This is a genomic window from Lentzea jiangxiensis (genome assembly GCF_900104175.1).
GTDB lineage: Bacteria > Actinomycetota > Actinomycetes > Mycobacteriales > Pseudonocardiaceae > Lentzea > Lentzea jiangxiensis.
The window spans coordinates 35,115-57,703 of the sequence record NZ_FNIX01000007.1 but is presented as its reverse complement, the minus strand read 5'-3'; the positions used below and the strand labels follow the sequence as shown (position 1 = coordinate 57,703).

The following is a 22,589-nucleotide window of genomic DNA, read 5'->3' as shown; positions in this document are numbered from 1 at the left end:
CGTGCTGCTCAAGACGCTGCAGGAGCACGCGGCGCGGGCCCAGCCGGCCGCGCACGTCGAGGAGGCGGGCGGCTGGTGGCTGCGGCACTCCCCCGGCGACGCCTGGTGGGTGAGCGCCGCGCTGCCCCACGACCGGGAGGACCGGGTGGCGCTCGCGGAGGAGTTCTGCGCCGAACGCGGGGCACCGGTGCGGATCCAGATCACGCCGGGCGTGTGCGCGGCCGACCTGGACGCGAGGCTGGGCGACCGGGGCTACGAGCGGGGCAGGGACATGTCCCTGCAGATCGCCTCGACGGCGGAGTTGCTGCGCCAGGCCCACTCCGACGCCGGTGAGGTCGTCACCCGGCCGACCGACGCGTGGCTGACGGCGTGGCAGGCGGTGACCACGCGGGACGTCGGCGCCGAACGCGACCTGCTCAGCCGGGTCGAACACCCGAGCGCGTACGCGTACGCGCAGGTCGAGGGCCAGGTGGTGGCCGTGGGCCGTGCGGTCGCGGAAGAGGGGTGGGCAGGCGTGTTCGGCATGGCGACGCTGCGGCACGCACGGGGCCGAGGCGCCGCGCGGTCCGTGCTCGCCGCCTTGGCCACGTGGGCGGCCACGCAGGAGGCGAACCACATGTACCTGCAGATGCAAAGGGAGAACGCCACGGCGTTCCGGCTCTACGAGAGGACGGGATTCCGCGAGGTGTCCGCCTACCACTACCGGATCCGTCCACATCCGATCAGCAATCAAGAAGGCGGGAGCGGAGTGCGCGGGTTAGGTTCTGCGCCATGAGCAGGACAGCACCGGTGCCGCACGATGCCGACACCCACGACCTGATCCGCGTGCAGGGCGCACGCGTGAACAACCTGCGCGACGTCGACGTCGAGATCCCGAAGCGCCGCCTGACCGTCTTCACCGGTGTCTCCGGTTCCGGCAAGAGCTCGCTGGTGTTCGGCACGATCGCCGCGGAGTCGCAGCGGCTGATCAACGAGACCTACAGCGCGTTCATCCAGGGCTTCATGCCGACGCTGCCGCGTCCCGAGGTGTACCTGCTGGAGGGCATCACCACGGCGATCCTGGTCGACCAGCAGCGGATGGGCGCCGACCCGCGCTCGACCGTCGGCACCGCGACCGACGTCAACGCGATGCTGCGCATCCTGTTCAGCCGCCTCGGCACCCCGCACATCGGCGGTCCGCAGGCGTTCTCGTTCAACGTCGCCTCGATCTCCGGCGCGGGTGCCGTGACGATCGAGAAGGGCGGGCAGAAGGTCAAGGAGCGCCGCGAGTTCTCCATCACCGGCGGCATGTGCCCGCGCTGCGAGGGCCGCGGCCAGGTCTCCGACATCGACCTGACCGAGGTCTACGACGAGTCGAAGTCGATCCTTGAGGGCGCGATCAAAGTGCCCGGCTACAACGTCGACAACCAGTGGACGGTGCAGACGTTCACGCAGTCCGGGTTCGTCGACCCGGCCAAGCCGATCCGCAAGTACACGAAGAAGGAGCTGCACGACTTCCTGTACCGGGACCCGGTCAAGATCAAGGTCAACGGCATCAACCTGACCTACGAGGGCCTGATCCCGAAGCTGCAGAAGTCGATGCTGTCGAAGGACCGCGAGGCGCTGCAACCGCACATCCGCGCGTTCGTGGACCGCGCGGCGACGTTCGGGACGTGCCCGGAATGCGCCGGCACCCGCCTGACCGAGGCGGCGCGGTCGTCGAAGGTCGAGGGCCAGTCCATCGCGGACCTGTGCGAGATGCAGATCACCGACCTGGCGGAGTGGGTCCGCGGGGTGGAGGACTCCTCCGTCGCCCCGCTGATCGACAAGCTCGCGCACACGCTCGACTCGTTCGTCGAGATCGGTCTCGGCTACCTGTCGCTGAACCGGCCCGCGGGCACGCTGTCGGGCGGTGAGGCGCAGCGCGTCAAGATGATCCGGCACCTCGGGTCGGCGCTGACCGACGTGACGTACGTGTTCGACGAGCCGACGATCGGCCTGCACCCGCACGACATCCAGCGCATGAACAACCTCCTGCTCCGGTTGCGGGACAAGGGGAACACGGTCCTGGTCGTCGAGCACAAGCCGGAGACGATCGCGATCGCGGACCACGTCGTCGACCTCGGTCCGGGTGCGGGCCGGGGCGGCGGCACGATCTGCTTCGAGGGGACGCTGGAGGGGCTGCGGTCCAGCGGCACGGTGACCGGGCGCCACCTGGACGACCGGGCGTCGCTGAAGCCGTCGGTGCGGGAGCGGACCGGTGTCCTCCAGATCCGCGGGGCGTCGGCGAACAACCTGCGCGACGTGGACGTCGACATCCCGCTCGGCGTGCTGACCGTGGTCACCGGCGTCGCGGGCTCGGGCAAGTCGTCGCTGATCCACCAGTCGATGCCGCGCGACTCGGGCGCGATCGTGGTCGACCAGACGCCGATCAAGGGGTCGCGGCGCTCGAACCCGGCCACCTACACCGGCCTGCTGGAGCCGATCCGCAAGGCGTTCGCCAAGGCCAACGGCGTGAAGCCCGCGCTGTTCAGCGCGAACTCCGAGGGTGCCTGCCCGAACTGCAACGGCGCCGGCGTGGTGTTCACCGACCTCGGCATCATGGCGACGATCGAGTCCCCGTGCGACGTCTGCGAGGGCAAGCGGTTCGACCGGGCCGTGCTGGAGTTCAAGTTCGGCGGCCGCGACATCTCCGAGGTGCTCGCGATGCCCGTCGCCGAGGCCGTCGAGTTCTTCGGCTCGGGTGACGCCCGCACGCCCGCGGCCCACGCGATCCTGCAACGGCTCGACGACGTCGGCCTCGGCTACCTGTCGCTCGGCCAGCCCCTGACCACGCTGTCCGGCGGTGAGCGGCAGCGCCTGAAGCTGGCCACGCACATGGCGGACAAGGGCGGCGTCTACGTCCTGGACGAGCCGACGACGGGTCTGCACCTCGCCGACGTCGAACAGCTGCTCGGGCTGCTCGACCGCCTGGTCGAGGCGGGCAAGTCGGTGATCGTGATCGAGCACCACCAGGCCGTGATGGCCCACGCCGACTGGATCATCGACCTCGGTCCCGGCGCAGGTCACGACGGTGGCAAGGTGGTGTTCGAGGGCACGCCCGCCGATCTCGTCGCCGACCGCTCCACGCTGACCGGCGAGCACCTCGCCGACTACGTGGGCGCCCCCGCGCGTCGCAAAAAGCAGTGAAGGGTAGACAAGAGACATGAAGATCACGCCGTTCCTGGACCGCAGGCTGAGCCACAGGTTCTCCACGTATGACACGGACCAGGACGGCCACGTGCAGCGCTCGGACTTCGAGCTGGCGTGTACGAGACTGACGTCAGCGTTCGGCCTGGACGCCGGCGACGAGCGCGCCAAGCGGCTGTACGAGCAGTTGCTGGGTGTGTGGGAGCACTTGGCCGCCATGACCGACGTGAACGACGACGGGCAGATCAGCCTGGCGGAGTACAAGTCGGCGTTCGTCCGCGGCCTGCTGGGCCGCCCCGAGGCGTTCGACGACGTCTACGTGCCCTACCTCGACGCGCTGCTGGCCGTCGCCGACCACGACGGTGACGGCCAGCTCGGCCTGGAGGAGCACGTGCGCTGGTCGCAGGCGATGATGGACGTCTCCGAGGCCGACGCACGCGCCGTGCACGCCCGGCTGGACCACGACGGCGACGGTCTCATCGGCACCGAAGACCTGCTGGCGGCGTGGCGGGGGTACTACTTCTCGGAGGACCCGGACGGGCCGGGTGCGTGGCTGCTCGGGCCGCTGCCCTAGGCGGTCTCCGCCTGGGCCTCCGCGACCTCCTTGATCGAGGCGGCCTCGGTCTCGACGTACCGCGTGATCGTCGACCTCGTCATCAGCCAGCCGAGCCCGGACATCAGCCCGCCGAGGGTCAGGGCGAGGGTGAGGCGGCTGCCGCCGGGGTGCGGGTCGACGACGTGCCCCGCCGTGACCGTGACGCCACCGGACCTCGACTCCCAGGTGAAGGACCGGCCGTCGGTCAGCTCGGTGACCGTCAGCACCGCCTCGGCCAGCTTCGGCTGCTTGATCCTGGCCCGCGAACCGACGGCCAGCGGTCCGCCGTCGAGCTTCTGCAAGGACTCGACCGTGGGGATGCGCTCGGGCCAGCGCTCGACGTCGGTGAGCACCGCCCAGACCCGCTCGGGAGGGGCCGCGACGGTGACTGTGCGCTGCAGGCCAGGCATGGCGCGAGTGTACTCAGAACCGCCGTTCGACCTCTTCGATCGCCTCTGCCGCGATCCGTCTCGCCGCCTCGCGCGGTGACGCTTCGTCGTCGAGGACCCGGGCGACGAGCCGGCGCATGGTCGTGCCGATCTTCGCGAACGCCGACTCCGCGGTGGGCTCGACGTCGCCGAAGAGCGTCCACCACCACCAGGAGTTCGTGGCGGAGTTGGCGACGACGTCGGGGATGACCAACGCGCTGATCCTGGCCTCCGCCCCGGGCGTGACCGGCATGTTGGCGGCCTCGACGACCAGCTTCGCCTGGACGGCGCGGGCGTTGTCCTCGTGGATGGCGTAGCTGGTGGCGGCGGGGACGAGGACGTCCGCCTCGACGCTCAGCCACCGGTCGCCGTCGAGTTGCCGGTCCTCCGGCCTGAGCCGCGCCCGGTCGATGCCGCCGTGCGCGTCCCGGGACAGCAGGAGGGTTTCCACGTCGAGTCCGTCCGGATTGGACACCACGCCGTGGACGTCGGCGAGCCCGACGACCCGGACGCCCGCGCGGGCGAGGTAGCGGGCCGTGGCGCCGCCCATCGAGCCGAAGCCCTGCACGAACGCCGTGGGGTTCTCGATCCGGAGGTGTTCGACGCCTCGGAGAGCTGCTTGGGCCACTCCGTAGCCACCGACGAGCTCGTCCAGGCCGATGCCGTCGACGGTGACGTCGAAGGCGTCCGCAAGTCGTCGGCGCGCTTCGTGTTCGTCGTCGAGCAACGGGTAGACCGCCTGGATGGACGACTGCAGCCCGATCTTCTCGATGGCCGCGTCGATCGTGGACTGCCTGAGCCCGAGGTCCTCCCCCATGGTCCAGAACCGTTCGATGTACGGCGACATGGCGAACAGGTAGGCCGTGAGGACGTCGGTCGCCCTGGCGTCGTAGGGGTTGAAGTCGATGCCGCCCTTGGCGCCGCCGAGCGGGACGTAGCGCGCCCCGGGGTCGTAGTTGAGGGCTTCCTTGGCGGTCATCCCCTCAGCGAGACCGCGCACCTCGTCGAGCGAGCACCCCGCACGCATGCGCAGCCCGCCGCTGCTGACCCCGCGCACGAGCCGGTCGATGACGAGGTAGCCACGCGCCCCGGTGGCCGGGTCGTTCCACGTGACCTCGAGATAAGTCATGCGGCACAGCGTATGCCGTGCTCACTTCGCCATCTGGAGGAGGAACTCCGCGTTGCTCTGCGTCTTGCGCAGCCCGTCGAGGAGCACGTCGACGTCGCGCTCGGCCATCGCACGGCGCAGGGTGTCCGTGATGGCCATCTCCTGCTGCGACACCAGCAGCTCCGCCTTGCGCGTGCTGGACTGGTGCAGGTCCACCGCGGGGTAGACCCGGCGCTGCGCGGCCTTGCGGTCGAGCTTCAACTCGGCGTTGCCGGTGCTCTTGAGCTCCTCGAAGATCGCGGTGTCGGCCAGCGACCCCGTCTCGACGAGCGCGGTGGCGAAGATCGTGAGGCTGCCGCCGTTCTCGATGTTGCGCGCGGCTCCGAGGAACCGCTTGGGCGGCGTCAGCGCCCTGGCGTCGATGCCACCGCTGAGGATGCGCCCGCCGTTCGGTTGCGCGAGGTTGTAGGCCCGTCCCAGCCTCGTCAGCGAGTCGAGCAGGATGACGACGTCCTGACCGTCCTCGACGAGCCTCTTCGCGCGCTCCACCGCGAGCTCGGCGATCCGGATGTGCTCGTCGGGGTGCTCGTCGAAGGTGGAGGCGAACATCTCGCCCGGGATCGTCGTGCGCATGTCGGTGACCTCTTCCGGCCGTTCGCCGACGAGCGCGACGATGAGGTGGACGTCCGGGTGGTTCTTCGCCATTGCGTGCGCGATCTGTTGCAGCACAACGGTCTTGCCTGCTTTGGGTGGTGCGACGATCAGCGCCCTCTGCCCCTTGCCGACCGGCATGACCAGGTCGATCGTCCGGCTGGTCAGCTCGTCCGCGTCGTGCTCGAGCCGCAGCCTTTCGTTGGGGTAGAGCGGGGTCAGGTCCTCGAACCTCGGCCGGCGGTGCGGCTTGAGCCCGTTGACCGTGTCGACGCTGACGAGCTTGTCGTTCTCGGCCTCACCGCTGAGCCGGTCACCGCGGCGCAGGTCGTGCTGCCGGACGAGGCTCTGCGGGACCTGCGGCCCGTCAACGAGAAACGCCTTGTTGTTGTGCATGTCGAGTACACCGATGTGCATCGGGTCTGTCCTTTCAGGAGGGTGAAGTCGCGCTTCATCGACTCCGCGCGTTCCGACGCGGGAGGAGAGCGCTCGCAGATGCAGCCGCATCTGAGGTGTGGGTCCACCGGTCCTGTCGAAACCGGGGGGCTGTCCGCTGCGAACCGGAGATGGTCCAGCAGCTGGTCGGAGCTTATGTGCGACTGGTCGCGCACTGCCGTTACCAGCGGACTGTAGCAGACAACGCCCGCAGCGTGCCCGCTATTCCGCGCACTTCTTCCACGAGAGCCGGAAGGTGCTGCTCACGCTGGAGTCCGTCGAGTCCATCGTCAGGAAGCTGCCCGGACCCTTGCCGGTGACCTTCAGCTCGGTCTCGACGGTCAACGGTTTGCGGTCCTTGCACGGCCCGTGCGCGATCCCGCTCGGCGTGTCCGTGACGTGCCAGTTGTCGCTCATCGCCTGGAACTCGCGGCTGCTGTGCCGCGTCGGGAACCCCGGGAAGCGGTAGCTGTTGCGCACCACGCCGCGCGCTTTGTCCGTGAGGTGCGCGAACCCCCGGTAGTCGGTCGCCGCGATGCCGTACGTGTAACCCGCCGCGTGGTGGAGCTCGAGCTCGATGGTGCAGCTCTTCTTGGCCTCGCTGCCGTTGCCCTGCACCAGGAAGTCGCTGTAGGTGACCGTGAAGGCCTGGTTGTCCTCGGACATCGCCACCGTGGTCGTGCCGGCCGGGCACCCCGTGCCCGCGACGCTCGTCACCTCGATCGCCACCGGCCCGGGAGGAGGTACCAGCGACGCCAGCAGTGCCACCACGGCCAACATCCGGGCCTCCTCACGTCGCCGCAGGAGAAACCTATCGAGCCGCGCAATCACGCAATCGGAGCAGCACGTCCTGCTGTGGTTCGGGGACTCGGGTGGGGATGATCAGCGCGTCGACCGCGATCACCCCGTCCGGGCCGACCCGCACGGGGTTCAGTTCGATCTCTTCCAGGTCCGGCCTCGCCGCGAGCGTCTCCGACATCTTGGCGATCACGTCGGCCAGCTGGGCCACATCTGCTTCCGGCTCACCGCGTCTGCCTGACAGCAGCGGCGCCGAGGTGAGGCGTTCGAGCATCTCCCGTGCCGTGGCGGTAGTGACGGGTGCCAGCTCGACGGTGGTGTCCCTGAACAGTTCGGCGTGGATGCCACCTACGCCCACCAGCACGACCGGGCCGAACGAGCGGTCTCTTCGCGCACCGATGATCAGTTCGACGGTGTTTCTCCTGCTGTCCATCTCTTCCAGGACGTACGTGCCCGGTCCCAGCCGTGCCCGCATCCTTTCGAAAGCCGGGACGGGATCGGTGAGGTCGAGTTCCACTCCGCCGTGCTCGCTCTTGTGGGCGAGCCAGTCGGCTTTGAGCGCGAACGGCGGCTGGAGCTTCGTCGCCTCGAGATCGGCCGCTGTCGTGACGGCGTGGGCTCTCGGGAAGTTGACGAAGGTCAGCAGGTCGCGGGCCGCCAGATAGCCTGGTTCGCAGGGCACGGCTTGGTCGGCTTGTCGAGCGGCTTGCTCGGCTTGGTCGGCTCTTCGAGCGGCTCGCCCGGCCTGATGTTCGACCTCCCCGGCCTCACGAGCGGCTCGCTCGGCCTGTGGTCCGGCCCGGCGGGGCCCCGTCGCCCCGGGCAGGCTCACGCAGGCGTCCCCTCCAGGGGGTCCCCCTGCTTCCATTCTTCCAGCCGGCACCGACAGTTCCGGGCCGCTGGCCGCACGACCGGACCGTTGATCAAGCACGCCGAACCGCGCCGCGTCACCGAGCGCAGCCACCACTCGCTCGATCGTGTGCTGCACCGGCACTCCGCCGGCCCTGAGCGCCCGCACCGCCGCTGATCCCTCCCGCATGCTGTGCACCACGACCGGCACGCCTGTCTCCCTTGCCAGCGCACAAATCCGCCCGGCGACCTCGACCTCGGCCGACTCCAGCGAGGGCGTGTCCTCTCCGTAGCTGCCGAAGTACCCGGACAACACGACCGAGTCGACTTCTCCCCCGCGAACCAGCACTTCCACGGCACGGGCGTAGTTCACCAGATCCCGTTCCCCCGCCCCCGCGAGGTCGATCGGGTTGCGCCGCGACGCTCCCTCCGGCAGCCCGTCCACCGCGGTCAGCGTCGGGACCACCAGCCCGGCCGCCACCGCGAGGTCCGCCGCGATTGCACCCTGCCCACCGGAGTCCGAGATGACCCCGACCCTCACCCCGCGCGGCACCCCGGACGTGAGCACCGCCGCGAGGTCGACCAGAGCGGCCGGCGTGGAAACCCTGCGAGCACAAGCACGACGGCAAGCGGCGTCAACGACGTCCAAAGAGGACGTCAACGCACCCGTGTGCGTCAAGGCCGCTTCCTGAGCCGCGACCGACGACCCGACCGTCAGCAGCACCACCGGTTTGCCCGCCGCCCGCAGCGCCGACATCGCCGCCACGATCCCCGGACCGAAACTCTCCAGGTACACGCCCACGACAGTGGTCAGGTCGTGGGACACCAGGTCCAGCAACGCCTCCGTCGCCGTCACGTCGGCCTGGTTGCCGACCGACACGAACCGCGAGATCCCGATCCCCGACGCCGCCGCGAACCCGGCGATCTCCAGCCCCACCTGCCCGCTCTGCGACACCACACCCAGCGAGCCAGCCTGGAACTCACCCCACGCGAGGTGCAACGACGTCGCCGCGTCGAACACCCCCAGGCAGTTCGGCCCGAGCAGCCGCGCCCCCGACTCGCGGATCCGGCCGATCACCCGGTCGTCGATTCCCGAGGGGATGCCGACGAACCCACGCACCCCCACGGCCAACGCCTCGTCCACCACCGCCGGCACGTGCGCCGCGGGCACGGCGAGCACGACGAGTTCGGGAGCCTCGTCCAGTTCGGAGAGCGACCGCACCGTGGGCCGCCCCAGCACGGCACCCCCACCCCGGTTCACGAGGTGCACAGCGCGGCGATCGTGACCGACGAGAGCGCCGCGAGCGAGCCAGTGACCCCACTTGGCGGGGTCGTCGCTGGCACCGACCACGGCGACGGACGCGGGATCGGAGAAGATCATCTGGCACCGAGGCCGCGGGAGATGATGAGCCGCTGGATGTCCGAGGTGCCTTCCTCGATCTCCTCGAGCTTGGCGTCGCGCATCCACCGCTCGACGGGGTACTCGCGGCTGTACCCGTTGCCGCCCAACGTCTGCACGGCCGCATGCGTGCACCACATGGCGTTCTCGGAACCGACGAGCTTCGCCATCGCCGACTCCTGCGCCACGTCGTGCCCCTCGTCGTACAACGTCGCCGCCCGCACGGCCAGCAGGTGCGAGGTGTCGACGCGGGTCGCCATGTCCGCGAGCCGGAACGCCACCGCCTGGTGCCGGATGATCGGCACCCCGAACTGCTCGCGTTCCCGCGCATAGCCGCTCGCGAAGTCGAGCGCCGCGCGGGCGAGGCCGGTCGTGGCGGCGCCGATGAGGATGCGCGAGGCGTCGAACGTCCGCATCAGCCCGGCGAACCCCTGCCCCTCCTCGCCCAGCCGGTTGCCGACGGGCACGCGCACGTCGTCGAGGAACACCTCCGCGTTCACGATCGCCCGCTGCCCCATCTTCCTGAACGGCGGTCCGACCGACAGCCCGGGCGTGTCCCGCGGCACCACGAACGCGGTCACTCCACGCGCACGCTTCGCCGGGTCGACCGTCGCGAAAATGACGAACATCTCAGCGTACGGGGCGTTGGAGATCCAGGTCTTCTGTCCGTTGAGGACGTACTCGTCGCCTTGCCTCCGCGCGGACGTCCGGATGCTCGCGGCGTCCGAACCGCTGCCGGGCTCGGTGACCGCGACGGCCGTGAGCGGCGGCCGCTCCGTCCCCAGCGGACCGAGGAACCGCTCCTGCTGCTCGGGCGTGCCGAGGTTCTCGACCGGCGCGCTGAAGAAACCGTTGGACGTGATCAGGTTGCCGATGCCGATGTCGCCGTGGCAGAGCTCCTGCTGGACCAGCACCTGGGTGAGCAGGTCGGTGACGCCGCCCCCGCCGAACCTCTCGCCGATCATGCAACTCGTCAGCCCGAGCTTCGAGGCCTTGTCCCAGACGTCGAGCGGCGACTCGGTGTCCGCCTCGTCAACGGCGCGGGCGCGCGGGCGGATCTCCTCGGCCGCGAACTCCTTCGCGAGCGCGACGAACTGTTCCTGTTCGGTGGTGAGCCGCAGGCCGTCTCGGACGGTCCGCCCCATCTCGCACTCCTAGATTGACTGACGAGTCAGTTACTCGCGGTCCAGGGGGCAGCCTAGCTCCGGATCCGAGCCTGAGAAGAGCGCGAACGGGTGATGAACGCGCTGGTCGCCGGGGGTGCGACACCGGGGGCGGGGAGACCCACGCGGAGTTGTCCACAGATCGCCCAACGGTGGGTTGACACGCGCGTTCGGGCGTTATGTTGGGGTGGAGGTTGGTGGTCAGCCCCCTGGGTGGGCGGGGCCTCTCCCGCGTCCGTTGCTCGGCCGCTTCGGGGGGCCTCTGGCCGGGCCGGCAGCGGGCGCTCGGTCGTCTTGCGGCGAGGCGGCGAGGCGGCGTGCCGGCCGCACGCCAGCGCTCAGCTACTCGGCGACGTTCGTACAGCCGCTGTGAGGCGGGCGGCGCTGCCACCCGGCAGATGGCACCCGACGGGTCCGCACGCCACGACCTCGGCTGCCGCTACGAAGCGTTCCTCACCGACCCGAGAACCGAGCGCAGGAAGACGACGTGGCGGGTACAGCTGAACATCCGCCTGGCTGACGCTCAGTGAGCAGCCCGCCGACGATGACCACCCGCCCGGAGCAACCCCGCTGACCGCGCACCGCGCTCGCCCCGGACCCGGCGCCGCACACGGGTGAGGTACGCGGCCTTGCCGGAGGCCAGGTGCAGGTGGTGCCGCAATGCACTCGGGTGGGTGACGCCTCAGATGTGCAGGGCGGCTCGGACGATCTCCAGCGCCTCCTGGCGCGTGAGGCCCAGTTCGACGGACATCGCCGCGTACTGGGCCGCCGCCGCGCGGACCCGTTCCCGGTTGCTGTCGCCGTTCGCGCTGACCACGGTGCCGGCGCGGCCGCGTGTCTCCACGAGGCCCGCTTCCTCCAGCTCGCGGTAGGCGCGCGCCACCGTGTTGACCGCCAGGCCCAGGTCCTTGGCCAGGGCGCGCACCGTGGGCAGCTTCGCCCCCACCGGCAGCTCCCGGTTCGAGATCGCGTGTGCGTAGTGCACCCGGACCTGCTCGTACGGAGGTGTTTCCCCCTGGTGATCGATCTTCACCACGCCGCGTCCTCCCCGCATGTAGCTACTTCTGTATTGACCAACGGAAGAAGGCGGCGAAGGTTGCGGTCGATTCACCTCACATTGGTCTGGTCCGTTCCCGTCGGCTCGGGGCGCGCCGTGTCGTCATTCCGCGGCTTTCGGCGCCACGACGGTGCCACGCGCGCGCGTCACGACGATCGGTTCAGCCAGCACGCCGGCCGCCGAGGGTCCGCGTTCGGGCGCCGAACGGCACACCACGCGAGCCTCGAACTCGATCTCGCGCGACCGCTTCCCGATGCGCACCAGCGTCGCCGTCGCCTCGACGACGTCGCCCGCCTGGATCGGCGCCGCGAACTCGACGGAGCTGTAGCCCGCGAACAGCCCCTCGTCCGAGTCGGTGTGGATGAGCATCTCCGTGGCGACGTCGCCGAACATGCCGAGCCCGTAGGCGCCGTCGACGAGGTTGCCCCCGTAGTGGGCGTGGGAGTGCGGCACGTACCGGCGGTGAGTCACCGAGAAACCTTCGACCAAAGCCCCGCTCACGCGGCGACCCCCTTCTTTGCCTGCATCGCGTGCACCAGGTAGCTCGCGACCTCACCCGGCGTGGTACCCCGGGAGAAAACTCGATCAACCCCGAGCTCGCCCGCCATCAGCGGGTCGAACCGGGGACCGCCGGCGACGAGCAGCGGCCGCCTGTCCCCCATCGCCTCGCGGAAGGCCGCGGACATCTCCTGCGTGTTCAGGATGTGCGCGTCCCGCTGGGTCACGACCTGGGAGATCAGCACGGCGTCGGCCTTCTCCGCGCGGGCGCTGCGCACCAGCTCCGGAACGCTCACCTGCGCGCCGAGGTTCACGACCTTCAGCTCGCGGTAGTACTCCAGGCCCTTCTCGCCCGCGAAGCCCTTGATGTTGAGGATCGCGTCGATGCCGACGGTGTGCGCGTCCGTGCCGATGCAGCCGCCGACGACGACGAGCTTGCGCCGCAACACCTTCTTGAGCGTCGAGTTGACCTCGGCCGGGCTGAGCAACGGGTACTCGCGCTCGACGACCTTCACCTCGTCCAGGTCCACGAGGTGCTTCACCGAGCCGTAGACGACGAAGAACGTGAAGTCGTCGCCGATGGGGCTGGAGTGGACCACCATCGCGGGGTCCATGCCCATCTTGTTCGCGAGCTGCTGCGCCGCGCCGTCCGCCTTCGGGCCGAACGGAACTGGCAGCGTGAACGACGTCTGGATCATGCCATCGCCGGTGGTGTCGCCGTACGGCCGCACGTACCTCTTGGGATCGGTCACTGCGCCGCCTCCAGCATCTCGCTCGCGGGGTTGAAGTACGCGCCGGCCTTCTCGACGACGCCGTCCGCGCCCTTGCCCTTGTCCGCGGGCCGCTTCATCAGGCCGAACGTGCCGTCCGCGATCGCGATGAGCAGCCCGTCGTCGACGATCCGCTCGAGCAGGTCGACGGCCTCGCCGAGAACCTGGTGCGCACGCTTGACGATGAGCCCGTCCGGCGCCGGCCGGAAGTCCTCGGCGAGGCTGCCCGCCGCGTTCAGCACGTACCGCACGTTCTGCAGCGCGAGGTCGCGGTCGGACAGGAACGGCGTCACGACCGCCTCGGTCATCATGCCGACGAGCAGGATGGACTGTCCGGTGAGGACACCCGCGAGGTTGAAGAACCCGTCCAGCAGGTAGCCGTTGAACACGTCGCCGGTCATGTGCTTGGTCGGCGGCATCCACTTGAGCGGCGCGTCCGGGAAGAGCTCGCGCGCCAGCAGGGCGTGGGCGAGCTCGAGCCGGAACGAGTCGGGCACCTTCGGGTTGATCTCGAACGCGTGCCCGAGGCCCAGCAGGTGGTCGGGCAGTCCCGCCTCGTGGGCGAAGTGCTCGTTGAGGAGCTGGCTCACGGTGACGGTGTGGGCGGCGTCGACGGCGTCCGCGGTGGTGAGGTAGTTGTCCTCGCCGGTGTTGATGATGATGCCCGCGCGGGCGTGGACCTGGCGGGAGAAGCGCTGGTCGACGAACGTGCGGATCGGGTTGATGTCGCGGAACAGGATGCCGTACATGGAGTCGTTCAACATCATGTCGAGCCGCTGGAGCCCGGCCAGGACGGCGATCTCGGGCATGCACAGCCCGGACGCGTAGTTGGTCAGCCGCACGTACCGGCCGACCTCCTTCGACACGTCGTCGAGCGCCGCCCGCATGATCCGGAAGTTCTCCTGCGTGGCGTACGTGCCCGCGAACCCGTGGTGCGTGGCGCCTTCCGGCACGTAGTCGAGCAGCGACTGCCCCGTCGAGCGGATCACCGCGATGACGTCGGCGCCCGCGCGGGCCGCGTTCTGCGCCTGGACGACGTCCTCGTCGATGTCGCCGGTCGCGACGATCAGGTAGATCCACGGGCGCTGTGCGGGGTCGCCGAGCTTCGCGACGAGCTTGTCGCGCTGGACCTTGTTGCGGTCCACCGTCTTGAGCCCCTTGGCGACGGCGGACGTCGACGCCTTCCTGGCCGCCGTCAGGTCCTTGCCCGCGGGGATCTTGAACTGGACCTGGCCCGCCGCCGTCGCCTCGGCGAGTTCCGTGAGGCTGCCGAGGTTGTGCTCCTTGAGGGCGTGGAACGCCGGCAGCACCACGCCGTGCTCCAGCCCGCACTGCTCGCGGACCGTGTCGACCACGCGGTTGACCCACGGCACGTCACCGGCGCGGTGGGTGGAGTCCGCGCCGGTGATGCCGGCCAGGCGGAGTGTGGCGCGCTCGACGGCGACCGTGGTGTGCGCCTTCGCGAGCGACACCACCGGTTCGGCCGCCCGCGCGGCGAGTTCCCGCGCGGTGGCGACCACGTTCGGATCGAGGTCGAGCAACGCCATGAGTCACTTCCTTTCGTAGATAGTCCGGCCGTTCAGCACGGTCCGCACGCAGACGGGCGCCGGACCGGTCAGGTCGGGCAGTCCCGGCACACCCGAACGCGGGTCGGTCGACCAGCGCTGCACCCGCGCGTCCGAGCCGGCCACGACGAGGTCGCCGGTCTCCCACACGGCGTACGTCGCGGGGGCGCCGGGTTGCAGCGTGCCGGTCAGGCCGTCGTCCACGCCCGCCGCACGCCAGCCGCCACGGGTGTGCGCGGTGAACGCGGCGCGCGGCGACACGCCGAAGCCCTCGGTCTTGTGGTGCACCGCGGCGCGCACGGCAGCCCACGGGTCGATGGCCGTCACCGGGGTGTCCGAGCCGAACGCGAGCACGACTCCCGCGGCCGCGAGACGCGAAAAGGGGTTGAGCCCCACTCCGCGCTCAGCGCCGAGCCGCTGGGCGTACATGCCGGTCGGGCCGCCCCATTCGGCGTCGAAGAGCGGCTGCACGGAGGCGATGACGCCCCACCCGGCCAGCCTCTCCGCCTGCTCGCGGGAGACCATCTCGACGTGTTCGAGGCGGTGGCGGGCGGAGGCCAGCTCCGGGGTGCCGAGCGCCTTCTCCGCAATCTCGAAGCCCTCGACCACGGCCGCCATGGCGGCGTCGCCGATGACGTGGAACCCGGCCTGCACCCCGAGCTCGGCGCACTTGATCAGGTGGCCGGCGATCTGCCGGGCGTCGAGGTAGAGCGCGCCGGACGTGTCCGCGTCGGCGTAGGGCTCGGTCAGCGCCGCCGTGCGCGAGCCCAGCGCGCCGTCGACGAAGTGGTCGCCGGCGAGGCCGCGCACCGCGACGCCCGGCAGGTCGTGGCCACCCCAGTAGGCCACGACCTCCGGTCCGCCGCCGTGGGCGAGGAGTTCGCGCAGGTCGTCCTCGCCGGAGATGTCCGGGCCGGCGCACTCGTGCACCGACGCGATGCCCTTCGACGCGGCGTGGTCGAGGAACGCGCGTTGCGCTGCTTGGCGCTGTTCGGACGTGATGGCTGCCTTGGCCGTGCCGCGCACGTGGTGGTGGGCAGCGCGCGAGAGAGGGCCGTCGGACGAATAGCCGTCGGCGTTCCGGGCCTCGTCGGTGACCAGGTTCGAGGAGACCAGCGCCGAGTGCACGTCGATGCGCGACAGGTACACGGTCTTGCCCTGCGCGGCCTCGTCGATCTCGGCGCGCGTGGGCGGACGGTTGTCCGGCCAGCGCGTCTCGTCCCAGCCGTGCCCCCACACGAGGGGTCCCCCGGCGGCGCGGACCGCGTCGAGCAGTTCGTCCGCAGAGGACGTCTTGGTCAGGTCGAGGCCGGTCAGCAGCAGGCCGGCGGACGTGGCGTGCACGTGCGCGTCGACGAACGCGGGCGCGACGAACGCGCCGTTCAGCTCGATGACCTCGGCGTCCGGGTGCAGCGCGCGCCCGACCGAGTCCTGTCCGATCCACACGACGACGCCGTCCGTGACGGCCATGGCCGTCGCATCCGGTGCGTAGATGCGGCCACCGACCAAAAGTTGCGTACTCACGTCACGCAGTCTGCCGTTGCTCGAACAGCGCCCGCACACCCGCCTGCGTCCGGACCAGGTCCAACGCGAACTCGGCGTGACCGGGCACATAGCCGTTGCCGACGATCATCTCCACGTCGGCCGCGAGACCCTCCGCTCCCAGAGCGGCGGCGCTGAACGAGGTCGCCATCGAGAAGAAGATCACCGTGCCGCCGTCCGCGGTCGCGAGGATGGCGCCGTGCTCGCATCCGGGCACGTCCACGCACACGACCGTGACGTCGACCTGCTTGCCCACGGCCTCGGCGACGGCGACCGGGTTGCGCGCGTCCGCGATCACGACCTCGTCCGCGAGACCGGACTTGCGGACCTGTTCGGCCTCGCGTTCGGTCGGCACCAGGGCGACGAGACGTTGCGCACCGGCCTGGCGTGCCGCCGCGAGAGAGAGCGACCCGGACTTACCGCCACCGCCGAGCACCAGCACGGACCCACCAGGGTGCTTGCGCACCACACGGTCGGTCAGTGCCGGTGCACCGCACACGTCGAGCACGGACAGCGCCAGTTCGTGGGGCATGTCGTCCGGCAGCACGGCCGCGATCGACCGACCGAACAGCACCGCGGTCCCCCGGCACGGCACCTGCTCGTCCTCGCCGTCCCAGTCCTGCAGCCCGTCGTTGATCCTCAACGGCGTGAGCGTGAGGCTCACCAGCGTCGCGATCCGGTCGCCCGCCCGCAGCCCGAGCGGCGACTCCGGGCCCACCTCGAGCACGGTGCCGAGCAGCATGCCGCCCGATCCGGTGACGGGGTTCTGCATCTTGCCGCGCTCGGCGACGATGTCGAGCACGGCCTGACGCACTTCCTCGCCGCTGCCGTGCTCCTCCCTGAGCTGCCGGAAGGAGGCCGCGTCCAGGTTGAGGCGCTCGACAGCGACGATCACCTCGTCGGCGGCGGGCACGGGTTCCGCGTCGAGCCGCCACGCCTGCTGCGGCAGAACACCGGCAGGCTCCAGGACGCGGTGCAATCCGTACGCGCTCACGCGAAAATCCTTCGGTCGACGACGCTGTCTCGAAGATATCTTCACGTGAGCCGTCAAGATTGCGCAAGTATCACTCGGTGGTCACGCGGTACCAGCGGCAGTCGTAGGGCGCGAGGTCCACCTTGGCGCCGATCTTCGCCGGCTTGACCGTCTCCCCCGTCATCACGTTCGTGAGCACGCCCTCGGCGGGCACCCGCACCGTGATCTCCTGGTCCGCGAAGTTGTGCACGACGATCACCGCCCCGCCGTCGCAGTCCGCGCGATGGGCGAACACGGCCGGGTCGCCCACGTCGAGCACCTGGACCTCGCCCCAGGCCAGCTCGGGGCACTCGCGGTAGCACTCGACGAGCCGCCGCATCCAGTTCAGCAGCGAGTCCTCGTCGTGGCGCTGGCGTCCCGCCTCCTCCCAGTCCATCGGCACGCGCACCGCCAGCCTGCCCTCCAGCGACAGGTCCTCCTCCAGCCCGACCTCCTCGCCGTAGAACAGCACGGGCGTGCCCGGCAGCGTGAACAGCAGGCTGTAGACCATCCGGATGCGGCGCTGGTCGCCGTCGAGCATGCCGGGAAGCCTCCGCCGCAGCCCACGGCCGTAGAGCTGCATCGCCGGATCGGGGCCGAACGCGTCGAAGACCTCCTGGCGTTCGTCGACGGGCAGCTTGTCCAGGGTCAGCTCGTCGTGGTTGCGGACGAACGTCGCCCAATGGGCGTCGCGCGGCGGCTTCGGCCGTTCCTGCAGGGCCTTGGTCAGCGGCCCGCACGACTTGCGGGCGAGCGCGAGGTACATCGCCTGCATGCCCACGAAGTCGAAGCACATGGCCAGCTCGTCGCCGACGCCTTGGCCGTAGAACGGCATCGTGTCCTTGTACGGCAGGTTCACCTCGCCCAGCAGCACGCCCTCGCCGTTGCGGCGGTTGAGGAACGCGCGCAGGTCGGTGAGGTAGTCGTGCGGGTCGGGCAGCTCGAGTGCGTCCTTCGCGTCGTTGTGCTCCAGCAGGAACGGCACGGCGTCCACGCGGAAGCCGCTCAGGCCCAGCTCCATCCAGAAGCCCATGATCCGGGCGATCTCGTCGCGCACCTCGGGGTTCGCGACGTTCAGGTCGGGCTGGTGCTTGTAGAAGCGGTGCAGGTAGTACTTCCCGACCTCCTCCGAGTACTCCCAGAGGCTGTTCTCCTTGTCGGGGAACGTGACGCCCTGCGGACCGTCCTCCTGCGGCTCGTCCTCCCAGACGTACCAGTCCCGTTTGGACGGGTCGTGGAACCACGGGTGCTGGTCGGACGTGTGGTTGACGACCAGGTCGGCGATCACGCGCAGGCCCCGGTCACGGCAGGCGCGCACGAACTCGACGAAGTCGCCGAGCGAGCCCAGCCGCGGGTCGACGTTGTAGAAGTCGGTGATGTCGTAGCCGTCGTCGCGTTCCGCCGTTGGGTAGAACGGCATCAGCCACACACACGTGACGCCCAAGGCGTGCAGGTGGTCGAGGTGTTCCGTGGCGCCGCGGAAACCCTCGTCGGAGAAGGTCTCCACGTCGAGGCAGTAGAGGACGGCGTTCTTCCACCAGACGTCCGAGGTGCGGATCACCGCGTCACCTCCGGCAGCACGTGCTCGCCGAACGCGTCCACGAACGGCAGCAGGTCCTGGCCGACGTGGTGCAGGTAGATCTCCTCGAACCCGAGCGAGGCGTACGTCCGCAGCTGCTCGGCGTGCCACTTCAGGTCCGCGGAGATGTTGACGACCTCCGCGACCTGCTCGGGCGTGACCTTCTCGGAGACGACGTCGAAGTGCTCGGCCAGCTCGAGGTCCCAGCAGACCGGCGGGCGGAAGATGTTGCTGCGCCACTGGTCGTGCGCGATCGCGGACGCGGCGTCGTCGTTCTCGGCCCAGCTCAGGTGCACCTGCAGGTGGAGCTTGCCCCTGCCGCCGGCGTCACGGTAGGCGTCGGCCACGGTGCGCAGCCTCTCCGGGGACGCGTTGACGGTGATCAGGCCGTCCGCCCACGAGGCGCACCACCGCGCGGTCTCCGGGCTCACCGCGGCGCCGATCAGCAGCGGCACCTCGTCGGGCAACGTCCAGAGCTTGGCGCGGTCGACCGTGATCAGGCCGTCGTGGCTGACCTCCTCGCCGGACAGCAGCGCGCGGATGACGTCGACGCACTCGCGCAGGCGTGCCGTCCGGATGTCCTTGCGGGGCCAGCCGTCACCGGTGATGTGCTCGTTGCTCGCCTCGCCGGTGCCGAGCGCGGCCCAGAACCGGCCGGGGTACATCGCGGCGAGCGTGCCGATCGCCTGGGCGGTGATCGCCGGGTGGTAGCGCTGGCCCGGCGCCGTGACCACGCCGAACGGGAGGTTCGTGGCCTGCAGCGCCGCGCCGAGCCAGGTCCAGGCGTACCCGGACTGGCCCTGGCGCGCGCTCCACGGCGAGAAGTGGTCGGAGCACATCGCGGCGCCGAACCCGGCCTCCTCGGCCCTGCGCACGGCGGTGAGCAGGTCTGTGGGGTGTATCTGCTCGTGGGATGCGTGGATGCCGTAGACGGTCATGCGACTTCAATACCCAAAGAGAACTTCGGAGAAGCTTTGAACCGATCCCCGACGGCGCCCGTGTTGGGTGAGGCACCCTCACCGCGGAGGAGGAACGGCGATGTTCAACGAGACCAGGCTCGGCACCGCCACCGTCGTCGAGTTCATCCGGCCGGACGGCTCGGCCGAGCCCATGGACGTCGACCTCCAGTACCGGTCGGACGATCCGCATGCCGTGACCATGCGTTTTCACACGAAGGACCAGGAGTCGGTCTGGCTGGTCGGGCGCGCGCTGCTCTCCGAGGGCCTGCTGTCGCCCGCCGGTCTCGGCGACGTGCGGCTGCGTCCGGCCGACGGCGACGTGCTCGTGCTGGAACTGCTCACCGAGGACTCGCACGCGGTCTTCCACCTGTCGGCCGAGGAGCTGCGCCGGTTCCTGAAGTCCACCTACGCCGCCGTGCCCGCCGGGCAGGAGGTCTTCGACTGGGACCTGCTGATGAAGGACCTGCTCGGCTAGAGGCGCAGACCGAGTACGAGCTCGTCCGCGGAGTCGATCACGCGGAAGCCGAGGTGCTCCCAGAAGCCGATCGCGTGTGTGTTGTGGTGCCGCACGTGCACATGCACGCCCTTCTCCAGGTATTCGAGGACGCTCCGAACGAGCGCGCCGCCGAATCCCCGGCCCTGCGCACGCGGCAGCAGGTTCGCGTGCAGGTGCGCCGGGTAGGCGCGCACCATGATCGGGTCGACCCGCGTCGGCCGGTGGACCAGCTCCACGACCCGGTTCGCGTTCGGCCTCAGCGGATAGCGAACGCGCAGGTCAGGCCACCAGTCACGGTCACAGCGGTCTTCGAACGCCTCCGTGTCGGCCGTCGCCAGCGCGTACCCGCAGACGCCGAGGTCGTCCTCCGCCACGAACGCCAGATCAGGCTCGAACGCCACGTACGGCCCGACGTAGGCGTGCCCCAGCAGGCGCGGGTCGTCGAACAGGTGCCGCGCACCCCGGCCACCGTCGCCCGTGTCGAGGCAGATGTCGTAGAGCGCGTCCAGGTCGGACGGGTCGTACGCCCGGATCACGTCAGCTCGCGCCGCTCCGTGATGACCACCGGGCCGGCGTCGACGTCGAGCACCTCGCCCTCGACGACCTGACCGGCTCCGAAGCGGCGCTGGTGCTCGAACTTGAGCGCCGCCGCCTCCGCCTTGCGCGCGACCCGCCTGCTCACGAGCTTGCGCGTGGGCGGGAACAGCAGGAACAACGCCACCACGTCGCTGATGAAGCCCGGCACCATGATCAACGCACCGGCCGCCGCGATGAGCACGCCGTCGGCCATCTCCTGGTGCGGCTGCTGGCGCTGGAACACCGACTCGCGGAACGCGGCCAGCGTCTGCGCGCCCTGGCGGCGCACCAGCGACAGGCCGACGAGGGTGCCGACCAGGAGCAGGGCGATCATCCAGAGCCCGCCGATGGCGTTGCCGACGGCGACCATGACCGCGACCTCGGCGAAGAAGCCGAGCAGCAGCAGCGCGAGAAGGGGCATGCCTGGTGAACGCACGAGAGCCGCCAATTGCTCCCGACCCCGTCTCCACCAGTCCTTGATCTGAAATATTTACGGCAAGCTGGCGGTGTGACAGGATATCTTTACGCGACCTCGACGCTGAGGAGTACGGATGACCGCGCTGCACGACGCCCCCACGGCGCTGGAGCGGCTGGACCGCCAGCCGTACACGTATGTCCGCCGTGAGCTGGTCGAACCGGACTGGCGACGCTTCCCCGGCTGGTCACACGTGACCGAGGCGCAGTGGCGCGACGCCCAGTGGCAGCGCGTGAACTGCGTGAAGAACGTGAAGCAGCTCCGCAAGGTCGCGGGCGACCTGCTCACCGACGAGTTCTACGACGACCTCGCCGCGGACCAGTCGGCGTTCGCCACGATGTCGATGCTGATCCCGCCGCAGATGTTCAACACGATGGCGGTCGACGCGGACCTGAACCCCGACGCCTTCACCGAGGCGTTCCTGAACGACCCGGTGCGCCGCTACATGCTCCCGGTCGCCTCCGACCGCGACCCGAACTGGCCGTCGCACCCGCACTCCCAGCGCGACTCGCTGCACGAGGCGGAGATGTGGGTCGTCGAAGGCCTGACCCACCGCTACCCCACCAAGGTCCTCGCCGAGATGGTGTCGACCTGTCCCCAGTACTGCGGCCACTGCACCCGCATGGACCTGGTCGGCAACTCCACGCCGTTGATCGACAAGCACAAGCTCTCGCTCAAGCCGGTCGACCGCCAGGACCAGATGATCGAGTACCTGAAGAAGACCCCGGGTGTCCGCGACGTCGTCGTCTCCGGCGGCGACGTGGCCAACGTCCCGTGGCCGCAGCTCGAGTCGTTCCTGATGCGCCTGCTGGACATCGAAACGGTCCGCGACGTCCGCCTGGCCACCAAAGCGCTGGCCGGTCTGCCGCAACACTGGCTGCAGCCCCGCGTCGTCGAGGGCCTGGAGCGCGTGGCCCGCACCGCCTCACGCCGTGGCGTCAACCTCGCGATCCACACACACGTGAACCACGCCCAGTCCGTGACGCCTCTCGTCGCCGAGGCCGCCCGGACTGCTCTGGAGGTCGGCGTCCGCGACGTCCGCAACCAGGGCGTCCTGATGAAGGGCGTCAACGCCACCTCGGACGACCTGCTGGACCTCTGCTTCGCGCTGCAAGGCGAAGCGAACATCCTGCCGTACTACTTCTACATGTGCGACATGATCCCCAACGCCGAGCACTGGCGGGTGGCGGTGTGGGAGGCGCAGGAGCTGCAGCACGCGATCATGGGCTACCTGCCCGGGTATGCGACTCCTCGCATCGTGTGCGACGTGCCGTACGTCGGGAAGCGGTGGGTGCACCAGCTCGCGGAGTACGACCGGGAGCTCGGGATCTCCTACTGGACCAAGAACTACCGGACCGGGATCGAGCTCGAGGACCCCGAGGCGTTGGACCGGCGCCACCCCTACTACGACCCGATCTCCACGCTCGGTGAGGCCGGTCAGAAGTGGTGGACCGACCAGGGCTGAC

At 69.9% G+C, this 22,589-nt stretch carries 20 protein-coding genes and 1 pseudogene; 5 read left to right on the top strand and 16 right to left on the bottom strand.

Going from position 1 to position 22,589, the window contains the following annotated elements; all coding sequences use genetic code 11:
• Nucleotide 1: 1 nt before the first annotated feature.
• The 3 genes from BLQ91_RS20755 to BLQ91_RS20745 are packed head-to-tail and all read left to right on the top strand — an operon-like array spanning nt 2 to nt 3,742.
• Complete coding sequence (locus BLQ91_RS20755) at nt 2–775, top strand: GNAT family N-acetyltransferase (protein WP_090098833.1); 774 nt, start codon at nt 2–4, stop codon at nt 773–775.
• The gene (locus BLQ91_RS20750) at nt 772–3,168 is read left to right on the top strand and encodes an ATP-binding cassette domain-containing protein (protein ID WP_090098831.1); all 2,397 of its coding nucleotides are present in this window, start codon (nt 772–774) and stop codon (nt 3,166–3,168) included. Before BLQ91_RS20755 ends, BLQ91_RS20750 begins: the two co-directional genes overlap by 4 nt.
• 16 nt (nt 3,169–3,184) lie before the next feature.
• Entirely contained in the window at nt 3,185–3,742 is a 558-nt protein-coding gene (locus BLQ91_RS20745) for an EF-hand domain-containing protein (RefSeq protein WP_090098829.1), read from the top strand.
• Here the strand turns inward: BLQ91_RS20745 and BLQ91_RS20740 are convergent.
• The 14 genes and pseudogenes from BLQ91_RS20740 to BLQ91_RS20675 form a co-directional block, all read right to left on the bottom strand.
• The gene (locus BLQ91_RS20740) at nt 3,739–4,173 is read right to left on the bottom strand and encodes an SRPBCC family protein (RefSeq protein ID WP_090098827.1); all 435 of its coding nucleotides are present in this window, start codon (nt 4,171–4,173) and stop codon (nt 3,739–3,741) included. The genes BLQ91_RS20745 and BLQ91_RS20740 overlap by 4 nt on opposite strands.
• Nucleotides 4,174–4,186: 13 nt before the next feature.
• Nucleotides 4,187–5,320, bottom strand: coding sequence for a Glu/Leu/Phe/Val dehydrogenase dimerization domain-containing protein (locus tag BLQ91_RS20735; protein WP_090098825.1), 1,134 nt, complete (start codon nt 5,318–5,320; stop codon nt 4,187–4,189).
• Nucleotides 5,321–5,341: 21 nt separating this feature from the next.
• Nucleotides 5,342–6,358, bottom strand: a pseudogene (gene rho, locus BLQ91_RS20730) (transcription termination factor Rho); the annotation flags it as partial.
• 249 nt (nt 6,359–6,607) lie between these two features.
• Entirely contained in the window at nt 6,608–7,165 is a 558-nt protein-coding gene (locus BLQ91_RS20725; protein WP_090098821.1) for a DUF4360 domain-containing protein, read from the bottom strand.
• Between the two features lie 31 nt (nt 7,166–7,196).
• A complete protein-coding gene (locus BLQ91_RS41465) occupies nt 7,197–9,413 on the bottom strand; it encodes an acetate--CoA ligase family protein (protein ID WP_176959859.1) in 2,217 nt (738 codons plus the stop codon).
• Nucleotides 9,410–10,576: an acyl-CoA dehydrogenase family protein gene (locus BLQ91_RS20715; protein ID WP_090098819.1), complete on the bottom strand. Its 1,167-nt coding sequence runs from the start codon at nt 10,574–10,576 to the stop codon at nt 9,410–9,412. Before BLQ91_RS20715 ends, BLQ91_RS41465 begins: the two co-directional genes overlap by 4 nt.
• Before the next feature lie 700 nt (nt 10,577–11,276).
• Nucleotides 11,277–11,630, bottom strand: coding sequence for a GntR family transcriptional regulator (locus tag BLQ91_RS20710; RefSeq protein ID WP_245733694.1), 354 nt, complete (start codon nt 11,628–11,630; stop codon nt 11,277–11,279).
• Nucleotides 11,631–11,753: 123 nt separating this feature from the next.
• Nucleotides 11,754–12,122 (bottom strand): 3-aminobutyryl-CoA ammonia lyase, encoded by a 369-nt coding sequence (kal, locus tag BLQ91_RS20705; RefSeq protein ID WP_236224675.1) that lies wholly within the window; start codon nt 12,120–12,122, stop codon nt 11,754–11,756.
• 26 nt (nt 12,123–12,148) lie between these two features.
• Nucleotides 12,149–12,901 carry a lysine 5,6-aminomutase subunit beta gene (gene kamE, locus BLQ91_RS20700; protein WP_090098814.1) on the bottom strand — a complete coding sequence of 251 codons (753 nt, stop codon included), beginning with the start codon at nt 12,899–12,901 and terminating at the stop codon, nt 12,149–12,151.
• Nucleotides 12,898–14,466 carry a lysine 5,6-aminomutase subunit alpha gene (kamD, locus tag BLQ91_RS20695; RefSeq protein WP_090098813.1) on the bottom strand — a complete coding sequence of 523 codons (1,569 nt, stop codon included), beginning with the start codon at nt 14,464–14,466 and terminating at the stop codon, nt 12,898–12,900. Before kamD ends, kamE begins: the two co-directional genes overlap by 4 nt.
• A 3-nt stretch (nt 14,467–14,469) precedes the next feature.
• On the bottom strand, nt 14,470–16,017 hold the full coding sequence (locus tag BLQ91_RS20690; protein ID WP_218130356.1) for an amidohydrolase: 1,548 nt from the start codon (nt 16,015–16,017) through the stop codon (nt 14,470–14,472).
• On the bottom strand, nt 16,010–17,020 hold the full coding sequence (gene kdd, locus BLQ91_RS20685; protein ID WP_090098809.1) for an L-erythro-3,5-diaminohexanoate dehydrogenase: 1,011 nt from the start codon (nt 17,018–17,020) through the stop codon (nt 16,010–16,012). Before kdd ends, BLQ91_RS20690 begins: the two co-directional genes overlap by 8 nt.
• A gap of 70 nt (nt 17,021–17,090) precedes the next feature.
• Nucleotides 17,091–18,599: an alpha-amylase family protein gene (locus BLQ91_RS20680; protein WP_090098807.1), complete on the bottom strand. Its 1,509-nt coding sequence runs from the start codon at nt 18,597–18,599 to the stop codon at nt 17,091–17,093.
• The gene (locus BLQ91_RS20675) at nt 18,596–19,555 is read right to left on the bottom strand and encodes a TIGR03885 family FMN-dependent LLM class oxidoreductase (protein WP_090098805.1); all 960 of its coding nucleotides are present in this window, start codon (nt 19,553–19,555) and stop codon (nt 18,596–18,598) included. Before BLQ91_RS20675 ends, BLQ91_RS20680 begins: the two co-directional genes overlap by 4 nt.
• 100 nt (nt 19,556–19,655) lie before the next feature.
• Here BLQ91_RS20675 and BLQ91_RS20670 point away from each other — a divergent pair, with 100 nt between their 5' ends.
• A complete protein-coding gene (locus tag BLQ91_RS20670; RefSeq protein WP_090098803.1) occupies nt 19,656–20,051 on the top strand; it encodes an SsgA family sporulation/cell division regulator in 396 nt (131 codons plus the stop codon).
• Here the strand turns inward: BLQ91_RS20670 and BLQ91_RS20665 are convergent.
• Nucleotides 20,048–20,608: a GNAT family N-acetyltransferase gene (locus BLQ91_RS20665; RefSeq protein ID WP_090098801.1), complete on the bottom strand. Its 561-nt coding sequence runs from the start codon at nt 20,606–20,608 to the stop codon at nt 20,048–20,050. The genes BLQ91_RS20670 and BLQ91_RS20665 overlap by 4 nt on opposite strands.
• Complete coding sequence (locus BLQ91_RS20660; protein WP_090098799.1) at nt 20,605–21,069, bottom strand: FxsA family protein; 465 nt, start codon at nt 21,067–21,069, stop codon at nt 20,605–20,607. The genes BLQ91_RS20665 and BLQ91_RS20660 overlap by 4 nt, the downstream gene beginning before the upstream one ends.
• Before the next feature lie 130 nt (nt 21,070–21,199).
• On the opposite strand from BLQ91_RS20660, the gene BLQ91_RS20655 reads away from it, so the two are divergent.
• Entirely contained in the window at nt 21,200–22,588 is a 1,389-nt protein-coding gene (locus tag BLQ91_RS20655; RefSeq protein WP_090098796.1) for a KamA family radical SAM protein, read from the top strand.
• The last annotated feature ends 1 nt before the right edge of the window (nt 22,589 follow it).

What these genes read in the sequence shown, in the direction of transcription:
- BLQ91_RS20750 (WP_090098831.1), top strand. Translation starts at nt 772, where the DNA reads ATGAGCAGGACAGCACCGGTGCCGCACGATGCCGACACCCACGACCTG.
- BLQ91_RS20745 (WP_090098829.1), top strand. Translation starts at nt 3,185, where the DNA reads ATGAAGATCACGCCGTTCCTGGACCGCAGGCTGAGCCACAGGTTCTCC.
- BLQ91_RS20740 (WP_090098827.1), bottom strand. Translation starts at nt 4,173, where the DNA reads ATGCCTGGCCTGCAGCGCACAGTCACCGTCGCGGCCCCTCCCGAGCGG.
- BLQ91_RS20735 (WP_090098825.1), bottom strand. Translation starts at nt 5,320, where the DNA reads ATGACTTATCTCGAGGTCACGTGGAACGACCCGGCCACCGGGGCGCGT.
- BLQ91_RS20725 (WP_090098821.1), bottom strand. Translation starts at nt 7,165, where the DNA reads ATGTTGGCCGTGGTGGCACTGCTGGCGTCGCTGGTACCTCCTCCCGGG.
- BLQ91_RS41465 (WP_176959859.1), bottom strand. Translation starts at nt 9,413, where the DNA reads ATGATCTTCTCCGATCCCGCGTCCGTCGCCGTGGTCGGTGCCAGCGAC.
- BLQ91_RS20715 (WP_090098819.1), bottom strand. Translation starts at nt 10,576, where the DNA reads ATGGGGCGGACCGTCCGAGACGGCCTGCGGCTCACCACCGAACAGGAA.
- kamD (WP_090098813.1), bottom strand. Translation starts at nt 14,466, where the DNA reads ATGGCGTTGCTCGACCTCGATCCGAACGTGGTCGCCACCGCGCGGGAA.
- BLQ91_RS20675 (WP_090098805.1), bottom strand. Translation starts at nt 19,555, where the DNA reads ATGACCGTCTACGGCATCCACGCATCCCACGAGCAGATACACCCCACA.
- BLQ91_RS20670 (WP_090098803.1), top strand. Translation starts at nt 19,656, where the DNA reads ATGTTCAACGAGACCAGGCTCGGCACCGCCACCGTCGTCGAGTTCATC.
- BLQ91_RS20660 (WP_090098799.1), bottom strand. Translation starts at nt 21,069, where the DNA reads ATGCCCCTTCTCGCGCTGCTGCTGCTCGGCTTCTTCGCCGAGGTCGCG.
- BLQ91_RS20655 (WP_090098796.1), top strand. Translation starts at nt 21,200, where the DNA reads ATGACCGCGCTGCACGACGCCCCCACGGCGCTGGAGCGGCTGGACCGC.